Origin of the sequence: Ralstonia pickettii (assembly GCF_030582395.1) — a bacterium.
Taxonomy (GTDB): Bacteria; Pseudomonadota; Gammaproteobacteria; order Burkholderiales; family Burkholderiaceae; genus Ralstonia; species Ralstonia pickettii_D.
The window spans coordinates 1,422,898-1,438,379 of record NZ_CP104381.1 but is presented as its reverse complement, the minus strand read 5'-3'; the positions used below and the strand labels follow the sequence as shown (position 1 = coordinate 1,438,379).

12 protein-coding genes are annotated in these 15,482 nt (G+C 64.7%); 3 read left to right on the top strand and 9 right to left on the bottom strand.

The genetic code is table 11. From position 1 onward, the window contains the following. From gsiC to N5B55_RS06935, 5 genes are all read right to left on the bottom strand, one after another. A complete protein-coding gene (gene gsiC / locus N5B55_RS06955; protein ID WP_178960723.1) occupies positions 1-924 on the bottom strand; it encodes a glutathione ABC transporter permease GsiC in 924 nt (307 codons plus the stop codon). A gap of 70 nt (positions 925-994) precedes the next feature. After that, the gene (gene gsiB / locus N5B55_RS06950) at positions 995-2,560 is read right to left on the bottom strand and encodes a glutathione ABC transporter substrate-binding protein GsiB (protein WP_304539580.1); all 1,566 of its coding nucleotides are present in this window, start codon (positions 2,558-2,560) and stop codon (positions 995-997) included. A gap of 49 nt (positions 2,561-2,609) precedes the next feature. Then, positions 2,610-4,457, bottom strand: a complete 1,848-nt coding sequence (locus N5B55_RS06945) for a dipeptide ABC transporter ATP-binding protein (RefSeq protein ID WP_369812428.1) — start codon at positions 4,455-4,457, stop codon at positions 2,610-2,612. Between the two features lie 75 nt (positions 4,458-4,532). Further along, complete coding sequence (locus N5B55_RS06940) at positions 4,533-5,495, bottom strand: isoaspartyl peptidase/L-asparaginase family protein (RefSeq protein ID WP_304539578.1); 963 nt, start codon at positions 5,493-5,495, stop codon at positions 4,533-4,535. 17 nt (positions 5,496-5,512) lie between these two features. Beyond that, complete coding sequence (locus N5B55_RS06935; protein ID WP_304539577.1) at positions 5,513-6,502, bottom strand: MurR/RpiR family transcriptional regulator; 990 nt, start codon at positions 6,500-6,502, stop codon at positions 5,513-5,515. 240 nt (positions 6,503-6,742) lie between these two features. Between N5B55_RS06935 and N5B55_RS06930 the strand changes: the two genes are divergently transcribed. Both N5B55_RS06930 and N5B55_RS06925 read left to right on the top strand, forming a co-directional pair. Beyond that, positions 6,743-8,680, top strand: coding sequence for an ATP-binding cassette domain-containing protein (locus N5B55_RS06930; RefSeq protein ID WP_304539576.1), 1,938 nt, complete (start codon positions 6,743-6,745; stop codon positions 8,678-8,680). Positions 8,681-8,711: 31 nt separating this feature from the next. Further along, positions 8,712-9,818 carry a CaiB/BaiF CoA transferase family protein gene (locus N5B55_RS06925; RefSeq protein WP_304539575.1) on the top strand — a complete coding sequence of 369 codons (1,107 nt, stop codon included), beginning with the start codon at positions 8,712-8,714 and terminating at the stop codon, positions 9,816-9,818. Here N5B55_RS06925 and N5B55_RS06920 read toward each other — a convergent pair. The 4 genes from N5B55_RS06920 to alr all read right to left on the bottom strand — a co-directional run bounded on the left by N5B55_RS06920 (position 9,801) and on the right by alr (position 13,498). After that, entirely contained in the window at positions 9,801-10,328 is a 528-nt protein-coding gene (locus N5B55_RS06920) for a DUF523 domain-containing protein (RefSeq protein ID WP_178960729.1), read from the bottom strand. The genes N5B55_RS06925 and N5B55_RS06920 overlap by 18 nt on opposite strands. A gap of 16 nt (positions 10,329-10,344) precedes the next feature. Beyond that, complete coding sequence (locus N5B55_RS06915; RefSeq protein WP_012761867.1) at positions 10,345-10,824, bottom strand: disulfide bond formation protein B; 480 nt, start codon at positions 10,822-10,824, stop codon at positions 10,345-10,347. 110 nt (positions 10,825-10,934) lie between these two features. Beyond that, positions 10,935-12,305, bottom strand: a complete 1,371-nt coding sequence (gene radA / locus N5B55_RS06910) for a DNA repair protein RadA (protein ID WP_012761866.1) — start codon at positions 12,303-12,305, stop codon at positions 10,935-10,937. Between the two features lie 68 nt (positions 12,306-12,373). Continuing rightward, a complete protein-coding gene (gene alr, locus N5B55_RS06905; protein ID WP_304539574.1) occupies positions 12,374-13,498 on the bottom strand; it encodes an alanine racemase in 1,125 nt (374 codons plus the stop codon). Positions 13,499-14,142: 644 nt separating this feature from the next. Between alr and lplT the strand changes: the two genes are divergently transcribed. Beyond that, positions 14,143-15,459 carry a lysophospholipid transporter LplT gene (lplT, locus tag N5B55_RS06900; protein WP_154207467.1) on the top strand — a complete coding sequence of 439 codons (1,317 nt, stop codon included), beginning with the start codon at positions 14,143-14,145 and terminating at the stop codon, positions 15,457-15,459. Positions 15,460-15,482 lie beyond the last annotated feature (23 nt).

Here is a 15,482-nt window from a genome sequence, read left to right as displayed (position 1 = left end):
TTACTTCTTGTAGCGGATGGTCGGGTTGATCACGGTGTACAGCATGTCCACCACCAGGTTGATCAGGATGAACTCCAGCGAGAACAGCAGCACCTCGGCCTGGATGACCGGGTAGTCGCGCATTTCCACCGCATCCACGAGCAGGCGCCCGAGGCCCGGCCAGTTGAACACCTTCTCGACAACAATCGAGCCGCCCAGGAGAAAACCGAACTGCAGGCCCATCATCGTGACCACCGGGATCATCGCGTTGCGCAGGCAATGCTTGATGACCACCACCGTCTCGCGCACGCCCTTGGCACGGGCGGTGCGCACGAAGTCTTCCTGCAGCACTTCCACGAACGAGGCACGTGTAAAACGCGCCATCACGGCCGCCACAGCCGCGCCTAGCGTGAGCGACGGCAGGATGTAGTGCTTCCAGCTATCCGCCCCGATGGACGGCAGCCAGCCGAGCTGCACCGAGAACACTTCCATCAGCAGCATGCCGAGTGCGAATGCGGGAAACGAGATGCCCGACACGGCGAGCGTCATGCCCAGACGGTCCGGCCACTTGTTGCGCCACACGGCGGAGGTGATACCGATCACCATGCCGAAGATCACCGCCCACACCATGCTGGTAATCGTCAGGTTGAGCGTTGGCCAGAAGCGCTCGCCAATCTCTTCGCTCACCGGGCGCTTGGTGCGGATGGAGTTGCCGAATTCACCGCGTGCGGCGTTGGCGAAGAAGCGCACGAACTGCTCGTGCATCGGCTTGTCCAGGCCCAGGTCCTTGCGTACGAGATCGACCGTCGTCTCGTCCGCTTCGGGGCCGGCGGCCAAACGCGCCGGGTCGCCGGGCAACAGATGCACGAACAGGAACACCAGCACTGCCACGATCAGCAGTGTCGGGATCACGCCCAGCACACGTTTAATGAAGTAGTTCAGCATGGCAAATCCACCGCAGGCGGCAATTCAATGGCCCGCGCAAAGATTGCGCGGGCCGGTACGGCAATGAGGCTTATTGCTTGATGTCGATGTCTTCAAAGCTGAACGAGCCGTCCGGAGCCACATAGGCACCCGACAGACGCTTCGAGCGCGCGTAGACGATCTTTTCCGTCACCAGGAAGGCCCACGGTGCGTCTTCCCAGATGCGCTTTTGCGCGTCGGTGTAAAGCTTGGACTTCTCTGCGCGATCGGTCGTGCGCAGCGCCCCGGCGATGTCGGCATCGACCTGCTCGTTCTTGTAGTACGCCGTGTTGAACGACTTGGGCGGCATGGCTTCGGACGCCAGCAGCGGACGCAGCGCCCAATCCGATTCACCCGTCGACGACGACCAGCCTGCGTAGTACATGCGCACGCCGGCGTCTTCCGGCTTCGGCACGCTTTCCACGCGCTCGACGCGCTGGCCGGCTTCCAGCGCCAGCACCGACGTCTTGATGCCGACCTGCGCCAGTTGCTGCTGCACGAACTGAATGATCTTCTGCGCCGTCGTGTGGTTGTAGGCCGACCACAGTTGCGTCTCGAAGCCGTTCGGGTAGCCCGCTTCCTTCAGCAGTTCTTTCGCCTTGGCCGGGTTGTACGGCCACGGGCCCAGCTTGACGGCGTAGTCAACGCCCGGCGGCACCACTCCTTCAGACGGCACGGCGTAACCCGCAAACGCCACCTTGGTCAGCGCGTCCTTGTTGATGGCGTAGTTGATGGCCTGGCGCACCTTGGGGTTGTCGAACGGCTTCACGTTAGTGTTCAAGCTGACATAGCGCTGGATGATCGACGGCGCTGCAATCAGGTCAACCTTGGGGCTGCTCTTGAGCACCGCGGCCTGCTCGAACGGAATCGTGAACGCAAAATCCGCTTCGCCCGTCTGCATGACGGTTGCGCGCGTGTTGTTGTCCACCACGGGCTTCCATGTGATGGTGTCGACCTTCGGCAGGCCATGCTTCCAGTAGCCGTCGAATTTCTTGCCCTTCAGGTAGTCGGTCTGCTTCCATTCGACAAACTCGAACGGGCCGGTGCCGACCGGGTGGAAGGCAATGTCCTTGCCGTACTTCTTGAGTGCCGTGGGCGAGATCATGGCCGCCGACGGGTGCGCCAGCACGTTGATGAACGGCGAGAACGGCTCCTTGAGCGTCACGCGCGCGGTGTACGGATCGACCACTTCGGTCTTCGCCACGCGGTTGAACAACACGAAACGCTTGAGCTTGTTGGCCGGGTCCGTCACGCGGTCGAGGTTGGCCTTGACGGCGTTGGCATCAAACGTGGTGCCGTCGTGGAATTTCACGCCCTTGTGCAGCTTGAACGTATAGACCAGGCCGTCCTTGCTGACTTCGTAGCTGTCGCACAGTACGTTGACCAGCTTCATGTCCTTGTCGAAGCCAAACAGGCCCTGATAGAACGACTTGGCGGCGCTGAACGACAGCGTGTCGTTGGCGTCGTACGGGTCCATCGTGGTGAAGGTCGAGTAGACCGCCATCACGGCGTCCTTGGCGGCAAAGGCCGGCATGGTGAATGCCGCCAGGGCCAGGCCGCTGGCAACCATGGCTGCGCGCGGGCCGAATGCGACTCGGTGGGCAAAGCGATTGAACATTTCCTTCCTCCTCATCAAAGATGACGTCTCACTGCGTTCTGTATTGCGATTAATACGCGCCGCCAATTGAGTGGCGGGCAACAAAGTGGTCTGGCGCCACTTGCACCAACGGCTGCACCACCGGCAGATCGCCAACGGCGCGGATGGGGCTTGGGATTTCGTGCGTGGAAAGTTCACGCTTCAAATGGCGGCGCGCCGGGTCCGCAATCGGCACGGCCGACATCAGCTTCTTCGTATACGGGTGCTGCGGATTTTCGAAGATCGCGCGGCGCGGGCCGATCTCGACGATCTGGCCGAGATACATCACCGCCACGCGATGGCTGATGCGCTCCACCACCGCCATGTCATGCGAGATGAACAGGAACGCAACGCCAAACTCCTTCTGCAGATCGAGCATCAGGTTGACGATCTGCGCCTGGATCGACACGTCGAGCGCCGAGACCGACTCATCGGCAATCACCACCTTGGGATTCAGCGCGAGGGCGCGAGCAATGCAGATGCGCTGGCGCTGCCCGCCGGAAAACTCGTGCGGATAGCGCGACGCATGCGCGGCCTGCAGGCCCACCTTGTCGAGCAGCCATTCCACACGTTGCTGCGCCTCTTTGCCGGAAGCCACCTTGTGCACCAGCAGCGGCTCCATGATGGAGTAGCCGACCGGCACGCGCGGGTCCAGCGAGGCGAATGGGTCCTGGAAGATGAACTGGATGTTTCGGCGAAGCGTCTGGAGCGCGGGCCCCTTCAACTCGCCGATGTTCTGGCCGGCAAATTCGATGCTGCCGCTCTGGCTGTCCACCAGACGCAAGAGCGACCGTCCCGTCGTCGACTTGCCGCAGCCCGATTCGCCGACCAGCGCCAGCGTCTCACCAGGGTAGAGATCAAAACTGACCTGCTCCACCGCATGCACCCGGCGCGTGACGCGGCCGAAGATGCCCGTGGGCACGTCAAAGCGCGTGACGAGATCACGCACACGCAAAATGGGTTGCACATCGTGCGACGCTGCCGGCTGCGGTGTCGTATCGACCGCGGCGGCCGTGCCGTCCACACGCAACAGCGGAAAGCGGGCCGGGCCATCGGTACCCTGCATCGAGCCCAGGCGCGGCACCGCCGACAGCAGCGCGCGCGTGTACGGATGTGCCGGCTGCGCAAACACCGTGGCCGACGGGCCCTCTTCCACGCGATCGCCCCTGTACATCACGAGCACGCGGTCGGCCACTTCCGCCACCACACCCATGTCATGCGTGATGAACACCACGGCCATGTGCAGTTCCTGCTGCAGCGCGCGGATCAGTTGCAGGATTTCCGCCTGGATGGTCACGTCCAGCGCGGTGGTCGGCTCATCCGCAATCAGCAGCGACGGTTTGCATGACAGCGCCATTGCGATCATCACGCGCTGGCGCATGCCGCCCGACAGTTGGTGCGGATAGCGCCCCAGCACATTGCGCGCTTCCGGAATGCGCACAAGCTCCAGCATGCGCAGCGCTTCGGCCTTGGCCTCGCTGGCGGGCTTGCCCTGGTGCAGGCGGATCGATTCGGCAATCTGCTCGCCCACGGTGAAGACCGGGTTGAGCGAGGTCATCGGCTCCTGGAAGATCATCGCGATGTCGGCACCGCGCACGCCGCGCATGGCCGCCGGGCTGGCCTTCGCCAAGTCCAGCACCTCGCCGTTGCGGCGGCGCAGATGGATTTGGCCGCCAATGATCTTGCCGCCGCCATGTTCCACCAGCCGCATCAGCGCGAGCGACGTCACCGACTTGCCCGAACCCGATTCGCCGACCACGGCCAGCGTCTCGCCCCGGTCGACGTGGAACGACAGGTTGCGCACCGCGTCGACCACGCGCTCGGACGTGGCAAAGCGCACGCTCAGGTCTTGCACCTGCACAACACGCTGGTCGGGCATGGCAATGACGCTGTTGGAGCCGGGCTGTTTGGTTGCTGTCACGACAAATCTCCTGCTGTCCTGCTTGGCGGCTTCTTACCGATAGATCGACACCACGGGCGCTTGCGCGCCGCGTGCGAACCCGCGGTACATCCCTTCGGTGTTGAACGGCAACGCGACGTTGCCTTGCGCGTCCACGGCGATCAGCCCGCCGCGGCCGCTGATGGCCATCAGCTTGCGCATGACCACGTCGTTGCTCGCATCGGCCAGCGACTTGCCGGCGTACTCCATCTGCGCGGCAATGTCGTAGGCAGCCACGGCGCGGATAAACATTTCGCCCGTGCCCGTGCACGACACGGCCGCCACGGTGTTCGCAAAGCAGCCGGCGCCGACGATGGGCGTGTCGCCCACGCGGCCGACCTTCTTGTTGGTGACGCCGCCCGTGGAGGTCGCCGCAGCGAGGCGCCCCTGCGCGTCGCATGCCACGGCGCCCACGGTGCCGAACTTGTTGTCCGGGTCGATGGGTGCAGCTTCCTTCGCAATGAGCGATGCGGCATCGTGATCGAGCAGCGCCATGCCGTCTTGCTGGCGAGCGCGCTGCCATTGGGCGTAGCGCGCTTCGGTGTAGTAGTAGTCCGGCTCGACAAACTCCAGGCCCTGCGCTTGCGCGAAAGCCTCGGCGCCGTCGGAGGTGAACAGCACGTGTTCGCTGCGCTCCATCACCGCGCGGGCCGCAAGAATCGGGTTGCGCAGGCGCTTGACACAGGTGACTGCGCCGGCAGCCAGCGTGGCGCCATCCATGATCGACGCATCGAGTTCATACGTGCCGGCGCTGGTGAGCACCGCGCCCTTGCCCGCGTTGAACAGCGGGCACTCTTCGAGCAGGCGCACGGCTTCGGTCACAGCATCTACAGCGCTGCCGCCGTCCACAAGGATGCGTTGTCCAGCGGCCAGGATGTCATGCAGCGCCTGCTGGTAAGCGGCTTCCTTGTCGGCACTCATGGCCGTGCGGGTGATGGTGCCGGCGCCACCGTGGATGGCGAGGATGGGCGTAGTCATGCGTGGCTCGATGGCAATCAGTTTTCAGCGGTGCGTTTGCGTCCGCGTCGGGTCGTCTTGGGTGTGCCGGAAGCGTTCGCGGCGTCGTTGGCGCGCGGCGCCGGGGCGGTATGCAGCCACGGCAGCACGAATTCAGTCAGGCGCTCAGCAGATTCGAGCGAATGCGCCGAGCGATGCGCCACTGCGCCGCACAGCGCTTCGAACAGCGCCACGGCAGCCGTGTCCGACGTGGCCGAGAACTGCCGCTCCGGCCGTGCATACAACGCAATGTCGGCCAGCGGCGCGAGCGGCGACGTCGGGCTGTCGGTCAGCGCCAGCAGCTGGCAGCCTTGCTCGCCGGCCCGTTTGGCCAGCGTGATGGTGTCTGCCGCATAGCGCGGGAATGCGATGGCGATCAGCAAGTCCCTCGGCCCGATCTTGCGCAGTTGGCGCGCTGCATCGGAGGCGCCGCCCGGCTGCGAAACGGCGATCACCGTGTCGCAGTAAAGATCGAGCCCATGGCGCAGCAGCCCCGCCAGATAGCCGCTGGCGCCAAAGCCCATCACATAGATGCGCTGTGCGCCGAGGATGGCATCGACCGCGCGTTCGCACGCAGCGGCGTCGAGCATGCGGCGCGTGGCGTCAAGGTTGGCGATGTCTTCGTTGAGCGAGGCGGCAAAGATTTCCGCGCTGGAGGCCGGGCGTGCCAGCTCGTGACGCAGTTTTTCGACCGGCGCGAGCGTCGCTTCGAAGCCGCGCAGCAGCCCCGCTCGGAACTGCGGATAGCCGTCAAAGCCCAGCGCCAGCGCAAAGCGGTTGGCCGTGGCAATCGACATGTCCACCGCGGCGGCAAATTCGTCGATGCGCATGGTGGCGGCGCGGAACGGGTTGGCCAGCACGTATTCCGCCATGCGCTGGTGCGCCGGCGTGAGCGTGGCCAGGGCCGCTCCGATGCGCTCGGAGACCGTCGCATCGGCCGCGAATGCGCCCTTCGACACATCCGTGCGCTTGCTGGTGGATTTCGCCATGTTCATGGGCCGTGAAAATTTTGTGTAAATGTATTTTCACGAGCCGACCGTGTAAAGAAAAAAACTTTCATGAAGACCTATGGTTTTCCCTAGGTCCAATGCCACCGCACAGATTGCGGGCGAGCGCTGCCTCGGCACGGTGCAATGCACCAGTCCAAACGCACCTGGGGCGCCGGGATCGTGCGACGCAGCACGCTACAATCGCACCCTTCTCCGATTTGCCTTCAAGCGCAGTTTTTCGTGATCCGATTCGACGACCTCGTCCTCCAGCGCGGCACCAAGGTGCTGTTCGACCACGCCACCGCCACACTCAACCCCGGTGAACGGGTCGGCCTTGTCGGCGTGAACGGCAGCGGCAAATCCACGCTGTTTTCAATGCTGCGCGGCGAGTTGCACGCCGACGGCGGCGAAGTCGCCATCCCGCCCACCTGGCAGGTCGCCCACGTGGCGCAGGAAACGCCGGCAGTCGACCGCAGCGCGCTCGACTACACGCTCGATGGCGACACCCGCCTGCGCGACATCGAACGCCGGCTCGCCGCAGCAGAAGCCGCGCACGACGGCCATGCGCAGGCCGAAGCCCACACGGCCTTTGCCGATGCCGACGGCTACACCGCACCGGCGCGTGCGCAGGCGCTGCTGCTCGGTCTCGGTTTCACGATGGCGCAGACCACGCAACCTGTGGCGAGCTTCTCCGGCGGCTGGCGCATGCGTCTGAATCTGGCCCAGGCGCTGATGTGTCCATCCGACCTGCTGCTGCTCGACGAGCCCACCAACCACCTGGACTTGGACGCCGTGGTCTGGCTGGAAGACTGGCTGTCGCGCTACGCCGGCACGCTGGTGATGATTTCGCACGACCGCGAATTCCTCGACGGCGTCTGCAACGTCACGCTGCATATCGAGAACCAGAAGCTCAAACGTTACGGCGGCAACTACACGCAGTTTGAGACGCAACGCCTGCAGCAGATGGCGCTGCAGGAAGCGTCGTACGCGCGCCAGCAAAAGCAGATCGCGCACCTGGAATCGTTCATCACGCGCTTCAAGGCGAAGGCCAGCAAGGCCAAGCAGGCGCAGAGCCGCGTCAAGGCGCTGGAGCGCATGGAGCGCCTTGCGCCCGTGCATGCGGCGGCGGGTTTCTCGTTCGAATTCCGCGAGCCCGAGGCGGCACCCAACCCGATGCTCACGTTTGAAGGCGTCGATTGCGGCTATCCCGGCCCGAGCGCTGATGAACCCATCACCATCCTCAAGCACCTGACGTTCTCCATCCAGACCGGCCAGCGCATCGGCCTGCTGGGGGCCAACGGCCAGGGCAAATCGACGCTGGTAAAAACACTGGCCGAGACGCTGGCACCGCTGTCCGGCACGATCCGGCGCGGCAAGGGCCTGCAGATCGGCTACTTCGCCCAGCACCAGTTGGAAACGCTGGACGATCACGCCTCCCCGCTGCTGCATCTGGCGCGGCTGGCACCCGACGTGCGCGAGCAGGAACTGCGCGACTTTCTCGGCAGCTTCAACTTCCGCGGCGACATGGCGACCTCGCCCATCGAGCCGTTCTCGGGCGGCGAGAAGGCGCGCCTGGCGCTCGCCCTGATCGTCTGGCAGCGCCCCAACCTGCTGCTGCTCGACGAGCCGACCAACCACCTGGATCTCGACACGCGCGAAGCGCTGACGATGGCGCTCGCCCAGTTCGACGGCACGCTGATCCTCGTCTCGCACGATCGGCATCTGCTGCGCGCCACGACCGACCAGTTCCTGCTTGTCGGCCAGGGCACCGTCGCCCCGTTCGACGGCGATCTGGACGACTACCGCGACTGGCTGCTCAAGCAAGCCGCGGCCAAGCGCGCAGCCGCCAGCGCCCAGGCTGCTCCGGCCGATGCGGATGGCGCGCCGACCACCAACCGCCGCGACCAGAAGCGCGAGGAAGCCGCCGAACGTCAACGCCTGAATGCGCTGCGCAAGCCGCTGCAAAAGAACGTCGACGCGATTGAAAAACGCATGGCGCCGCTGCAAAAAGAAAAGGCAGAACTCGAAGCCTTCCTCGCCGACGGCGCCGCGTACGAAGACGCGAACAAGACGCGCATGATGGAAAGCCTGCGCCGCCAGGCCGAGCTGAACGCCGAACTCGACGAGCTGGAAGAACGCTGGCTCGAGCTGCACGAACAACTCGAACAAATCAATTGAGGCTGGCGCGTCCGGCCAAGGAGACCTGTTGATGACATCGCCGTCGCCGGACACCGCCACGCACCAGCCACTGACCGGCGTGCGCGTGCTCGACCTCACGCGCCTGCTGCCCGGCCCGGCCGCCACGCGCCACCTGGCCGACCTCGGCGCAGAAGTCATCAAGATCGAAGACCCCGGCCCCGGCGACTACGCGCGCGACATGATGCGCACCTCCGCTGACCGCGCGGCCGAACGCCCGAGCCTGTTCTTCCGCTCGCTCAATCGCGGCAAGACCGAAATGCGGCTCGACCTCAAGCGCGCAGAAGACCGCGAAGCTCTCATCGAACTCGTACGCCACGCCGATGTGCTGATCGAAAGCTTCCGCCCTGGCGTCATGGCGCGCCTCAGGGTCGGCTGGGACACCCTCCGTGCGGCCAACCCGGCGCTCGTCATGTGTTCCATCAGCGGCTACGGCCAGGACGGACCGCTCGCGCAAGCTGCAGGCCACGACATCAACTACGTCGGCTATGCGGGCATGCTCGATCAGCTCGCCAGCGCAGACGGCACACCCATCGTCCCCAACGTGCAGATCGGCGACCTGCTGGGCGGCGCGCTCACGGCGGTGGTCGGCATCCTGGCCGCTCTGGTCGACGCGCGGGCTACCGGCCGCGGCCGCTACGTCGATGTATCGATGACCGACTCGGTGTTCGCGCACAACCTGATGGCGTTCTTTGCCGTTGGCACGCGCGGCAAGGCCAGCCCCGCGGGCACCGATCTGCTCAATGGCGGCGTGCCGTGCTACGGCATCTACCGCACGGCGGACGATCGCTTCATGGCCGTCGGCGCCCTTGAATTGAAGTTCTGGCAGGTGATGTGCGACGTGATCGGCAAGCCCGCGTGGAAAGACAGCCACTGGTCACTCGGCCAGCGCGTGGGCGGCGAAGAGGCACGCGCCATTCGCGACGAACTGGCTGCGCTGTTCCGGACCGCCACGCAAGCTGAATGGACCGCGCGTTTTGCCGATGCCGATTGCTGTGTCACGCCCGTGCTGCGCATGGAAGAAGCGCTGCAACATCCGCTCTTTGTCGAGCGCAACAGCGTCGTGAAGGAGAACGGCGAGCCCGTGCAGCTCGCCTTGCCGCTACGGTTTGCCGATTGACGAACCGGCGCGATCCTGCGCATCGAGCGCATCGAGCAGCCGCCCGGCTTCTTCCAGCTGGTGCTGGCTGAATACGCGGATGCCGTGTTGGCGCAGCAGCGCCGCCGTCACGCCCTCGCCTTCTTGCAGCTGGCTGGAAAATGTCCCGTCGTAGAGAAACGCAGAACCGCAAGACGGGCTGCGCTCGGTCAGCACGGCGACTTGCACGCCGGCCGCCTGCGCAGCTTCCAGTGCACGCTGTGCGCCTTGGAGAAACGCTTCGGTGACATCGTGGCCGTGGTGTTCAACGACACGGGCCGCGCCCCGCAGCACCGCCGCGCCACCACCTTCGCCGTGAATTTCCGCGGGCAAACGCGGCACCGGCAAACCGCCGGCCATCTCGGGGCACATCGGCACGATGCGCCCTTCCATCTGCCAGCGCGCCAGGATGCCGCCCTCGGTGGCGACCGTGCCGCCGTCATAGCGCACCGGCTGGCCCAGCAGGCAGGCACTCACCAGCACGCGCTGCATGATTTGCGGCTCCGGCTTAGCGGCGCTCGCGGCGGATCATCCCCACCACCAGCGTCAGCGAAAGAATCAGCAGCCAGATCAGCGACCACACCGGCACCGACAGGCCCAGCACCGGCGGCATCGGCCCGACGCAGAGGCCATCGGCTTCGAACACCTGCGGCAACCATTTGGCAGTCGGCAGCGCGTTGACCCAGTTCTCGATCGGGTCAATGCCGCACGTTGCCTTGGGATTCAGCAGCAGCGATACGTGGTACCCCGCGACACACAGGCCGGCCAGCCCCGACAGCATGCCCAGCCCGTGCCACAGCAGCCGCGTGGCCGACGACAGCGCCGCCAGCAGCGAGAACACGCCGATGCCCAGGAACGCAAACCGCTGCAGGATGCACAGCGGGCATGGCTGCAGCCCCTCAACGTGCTGCAGGTACAGCGCATAGCCGACCACCCCGAAGGAGATCACGGCAATCAGCAGGAAAAAGGCGCGCGAGTTGGCTTGCATGGCGGCGTCAGTTCAGAGGAGTCATGGAGAAAAGTTTGCGGATTATCGCACCGCAACGGCACATGCATTTTCAAAGGGCACCCGCGATACCGTTGCGAAATGTTGAACGATCAAGCCTCCAGCGACCGCACCCGGTCGATCGCCTGTTCAATGCGCTCGACGGCAATGACCTCCAGCCCGTCGATCGCCTGCTTGGGGGCGTTGGATTTCGGGATCACGGCAATCGAAAAGCCCAGCTTGGCAGCTTCCTTCAACCGCTCTTGGCCACGCGGCGTCGGGCGGATTTCCCCGGCCAGGCCGATCTCGCCGAACACGACCAGCCCGCGCGGCAGCGCCTTGTTGCGCATCGACGAATGGATCGCCAGCAGCACCGCCAAGTCCGCCGCGGGCTCGGTAATCTTCACGCCGCCCACCGCGTTGAGAAACACGTCCTGGTCAAAGCACGCAATGCCGGCATGACGGTGCAGCACCGCCAGCAACATCGCCAGCCGGTTCTGTTCCAGCCCCACCGCCAAGCGGCGCGGATTCGGCACGTTGGCCGTATCCACCAGCGCCTGGATTTCCACCAGCAGCGGCCGCGTGCCTTCCTGCGTCACCAGCACGCACGAACCCGGCACCACCTGCTCGTGTTGCGAGAGGAACAGCGCCGATGGATTCGCCACGCCACGCAGGCCCCGCTCCGTCATCGCAAACACGCCCAGCTCGTTGACCGCGCCAAAGCGGTTCTTGAACGCACGCACGAGCCGGTAGGCGGAATGCGTATCGCCCTCGAAATACAGCACCGTATCGACAATGTGTTCGAGCACACGCGGGCCCGCCAGCGCGCCTTCCTTGGTCACATGGCCGACCAGAATAGTGGTCACATCCAGCCGCTTGGCGATGCGCGTCAGCTGCGCCGCGCATTCGCGCACCTGGGCCACCGAGCCCGGCGCCGAAGTCAGCGCCTCGGAGTACAGCGTCTGGATCGAATCGATGACGACGACTTCCGGCTTTTCCGCCTCGATGGTCCCCTGGATGCGCTCAAGCTGGATTTCTGCCAGCAGCGCGAGGTTCGGGCTTTCGATGCCCAGGCGACGCGCACGCAGCGCAATCTGCGAGCCGGACTCTTCGCCGCTCACGTACAACACCCGTCGGTCGGCTGACAGGTTGGACAGCGCTTGCAGCAACAGCGTCGATTTGCCGATCCCCGGGTCGCCGCCGATCAGCACCACACCGCCGCTGACCAGGCCACCGCCCAATACGCGGTCAAATTCGTCGATGCCGCTGGAGAAGCGCGGCACATCCACCGCGTCGATGTCCGACAGCTTGCGCACCGTCGCGCTTGAAGCCAGCGACTGGAAGCGCGCGCCAGCGCCCGACGTCGGCTGCGCGACGGTTTCGACCAGCGTATTCCATTGCTGGCAATTCGGGCACTGCCCCGCCCACTTCGGTGCCGTGCCGCCACATTCGGTGCACGTATAGACCGTCTTGCTCTTGGCCAAACAACCCCCTGCTTACGGCGCCGCGCATGGGCGGCCGCCGCTTGATCTTTGTATTGACGATGCTGCGCTCAGGCAGCCTTGCCCAGGGCGCCGGCGTCCGCAGTGCTGACGGGCTCGACCGACACCGGTACGCGGGGCGCCAGGGCGCACATCAGCTCATACCCGACCGTGCCCGAAGCGTGTGCAACGTCGTCGATCGGCAGGCCCTCGCCCCACAGGGTGACGGGCGTGCCGACACGCGCCTCGGGCACCCCGGCCAGGTCAACGGTAATCATGTCCATCGACACGCGGCCCACGATGTGCGTGCGCACGCCGTCCACCAGCACCGGCGTGTGGTTGCCGTCCCAACCTGGCGCATGGCGCGGGTAGCCGTCGGCATAACCGCACGCGACGATGCCGATGCGCATCGGGTGCTCTACGGTAAAGCGCGAGCCGTAACCGATCGTCGCCCCGGGCTGCAGATCCTGAATGGCGATCAGCTCGCTCTTGAGCGTCATGGCGGGCATCAGCCCCGTGCCGTCGATGTCCGCCGCCACGCCCGTCGGTGATGCGCCGTACATGATCACGCCGGGGCGCACCCAGTCGCGATGTGCTTTCGGATGCCACAGCGTTGCCGCGGAGTTGCACAGCGACGCCTCGCCGGGCAAACCCTGCGTGGCCTGTTCAAACGCGACAAGTTGATGCTCGATGCCGCGCGGGCCGTCGGCATCCGAAAAATGCGTCATGTGAACGATCGTGCCGACGCCCGAAATGGCGCGGGCGCGCTCCCACGCGGCGCGGTAGGCAGCTGGCGCGAAGCCGAGGCGGCTCATGCCCGTATTGATCTTGAGCTGCACGCTGATGGGCCCTTTCGGGCGGGCCAGTTCGAGCATGCGAAGCTGCTCTTCGCAGTGGACGGTGGTGGTCAGGCGGTACTGCTCGACAATGGCCAGGTCTTCCGGCTTGAAAAAACCTTCCAGCAACAGAACCGGCCCCTGCCAACCGAGCTGTCGCAGTCGGACGGCCTCGTCCAGATCGAGCAGGCCGAAACCGTCGGTCTGGCGCAGGCCTTCATACACGCGTTCGATGCCGTGACCGTACGCGTTGGCTTTGACGACAGCCCACACGCGCGAGTTGGGCGCATGACGGCGGGCAACCTCGAGATTATTGGCAAGTGCTGGGCCGTGGATGACGGCCTGGATGGGTCTTGGCATGACGGCAAACCTGCAAAACGTGAATGCGATGGCGCGCTCGTGGCGCGGCGTCGGTGCTGCAATGCAACAGGCAAATAGGCTGTGAGCGGGCCGTGCGCCCGGCCTCACGCGATGAGCGTTCTATTTGACCACAGGACGCCAACTGGTTCGCGGCTGTCATCGGCGCGCCAAAAAGAAAGTGCGCGGCCGTCACCGGAAGCGCACAAGTTTCATGATATAAAGCCGTTCAATTCAGGCATGGGAAAACCGTCGTGATGCGCTGTGAGCATAAGGAAAGTTGGGCACCCGCCACTTCTTTTTGCGCGATGCGGTCACATCCGGTCTGACCATGCGAACAGGCGAGACCAAAACACACTCCGGGCGGAACGCATGGCCCGAACGCCTGTCAGTGAAGATTCCCGCGGTTGCCCGGCGATGCATGTCTCACAGCAGTGCATGGGCCCCGTCCAAGGGAACCACAACCAGGGGAGCCCGCGCGGGCACAGGCTTCGATGCCACCACCGCGCACCTGTGCGCTGCACGGCCGGTCAGCCGTCGCAACGCCTGGCCGGCACCCCCGGGGGGCACTTCCGAATGTCGGCATGCTGCCGGCAGGTCGTGAAGAGGAAGATGGCACCGCGGTCTACGGGGACGAATTCGAAGGTATGAAGAAGGGTTTTTACACCATCATGGCGGCGCAGTTTTTCTCGTCGCTCGCCGACAATGCGCTGCTCATTGCCGCCATCGCCCTTCTGACAGAGATGCATGCGCCGCAGTGGATGACCCCGCTGCTCAAGCTGTTCTTCGTACTCTCTTACGTTTTGCTTGCCGCGTTCGTTGGCGCGTTTGCCGATTCCCGGCCCAAGGGCAAGGTGATGCTCATTACCAATGCCATCAAGCTGGTCGGTTGTGGCGTGATGCTCACCGGTCTGCATCCGCTGCTCGCCTATGGCGTGGTTGGCTTTGGTGCGGCCGCGTATTCTCCGGCCAAGTACGGCATTCTCACCGAACTTCTTCCCCCTGAAAAACTCGTCGCCGCCAATGGGTGGATCGAAGGCCTGACCGTCGGCTCGATCATCCTGGGCACGGTGCTGGGTGGTGCGCTGATCTCCAACCACGTGTCGGCCTGGCTGCTTTCTTTCGACATTCCCGGGCTCGAGCGCATCGACACGCCGGCTGAAGCGGCGATGCTGGTGATCATGGTGATCTACCTGATCGCGGCGTTGTTCAACACGCGCATTCCCGATACCGGCGCGCGCTATCCGCAACAGGAAAAAAACCCAGTACGTCTTATTTCGGAGTTTGCCGACTGCTTCAACGCACTGTGGCATGACAAGCTGGGCCAGATCTCCCTAGCGGTGACGACGCTGTTCTGGGGCGCGGGCGCCACGCTGCAATTCATCGTGCTGAAGTGGGCCGAGCAATCGTTGGAACTGAACCTCTCGCAGGGCGCCATTCTGCAAGCCGTGGTGGCCGTGGGCGTGGCCGCCGGCGCCATGGCCGCTGCCGTGAAAATTCCGCTGCGACGCTCGCTCGACGTGCTGCCGGTGGGCGTGGCAATGGGCGCAGTTGTGATGCTGATGGCGTTCTACACCAAGCACACGATCCCGGAAGTCACATTCCACATCGGCAACATGAAGCTGCCGCTGTACATGATGATCGCCTACCTGTTCCTGATGATCGTGGGCGCCATGTCGGGCTTTTTCGTGGTGCCGATGAACGCGCTGCTGCAGCACCGCGGGCATGTGCTGCTCTCGGCCGGGCACTCGATTGCGGTGCAGAACTTCAACGAGAACGTCTCCGTGCTGCTGATGCTGTGCCTGTACGCGCTGCTCATCAAGCTCAACGTGTCGGTAAGCGTCGTGATCGTGTCGTTCGGCATCTTCGTCTGCCTGACGATGGCGCTAGTCATGCGCCGGCATCGCCGAAACGAAAAGATGTTTCACACCGCCGCCCTCATCGGCGAAGACAAGCACCACTGACGCAGTGCCCGCCCCACTGGCGG

Bases quoted from the DNA above. Each gene is read 5' to 3' on its own strand.
- gsiC (WP_178960723.1), bottom strand. From the start codon at position 924: ATGCTGAACTACTTCATTAAACGTGTGCTGGGCGTGATCCCGACACTG.
- gsiB (WP_304539580.1), bottom strand. From the start codon at position 2,560: ATGTTCAATCGCTTTGCCCACCGAGTCGCATTCGGCCCGCGCGCAGCC.
- N5B55_RS06945 (WP_369812428.1), bottom strand. From the start codon at position 4,457: ATGCCCGACCAGCGTGTTGTGCAGGTGCAAGACCTGAGCGTGCGCTTT.
- N5B55_RS06940 (WP_304539578.1), bottom strand. From the start codon at position 5,495: ATGACTACGCCCATCCTCGCCATCCACGGTGGCGCCGGCACCATCACC.
- N5B55_RS06935 (WP_304539577.1), bottom strand. From the start codon at position 6,502: ATGGCGAAATCCACCAGCAAGCGCACGGATGTGTCGAAGGGCGCATTC.
- N5B55_RS06925 (WP_304539575.1), top strand. From the start codon at position 8,712: ATGACATCGCCGTCGCCGGACACCGCCACGCACCAGCCACTGACCGGC.
- N5B55_RS06920 (WP_178960729.1), bottom strand. From the start codon at position 10,328: ATGCAGCGCGTGCTGGTGAGTGCCTGCCTGCTGGGCCAGCCGGTGCGC.
- N5B55_RS06915 (WP_012761867.1), bottom strand. From the start codon at position 10,824: ATGCAAGCCAACTCGCGCGCCTTTTTCCTGCTGATTGCCGTGATCTCC.
- alr (WP_304539574.1), bottom strand. From the start codon at position 13,498: ATGCCAAGACCCATCCAGGCCGTCATCCACGGCCCAGCACTTGCCAAT.
- lplT (WP_154207467.1), top strand. From the start codon at position 14,143: ATGAAGAAGGGTTTTTACACCATCATGGCGGCGCAGTTTTTCTCGTCG.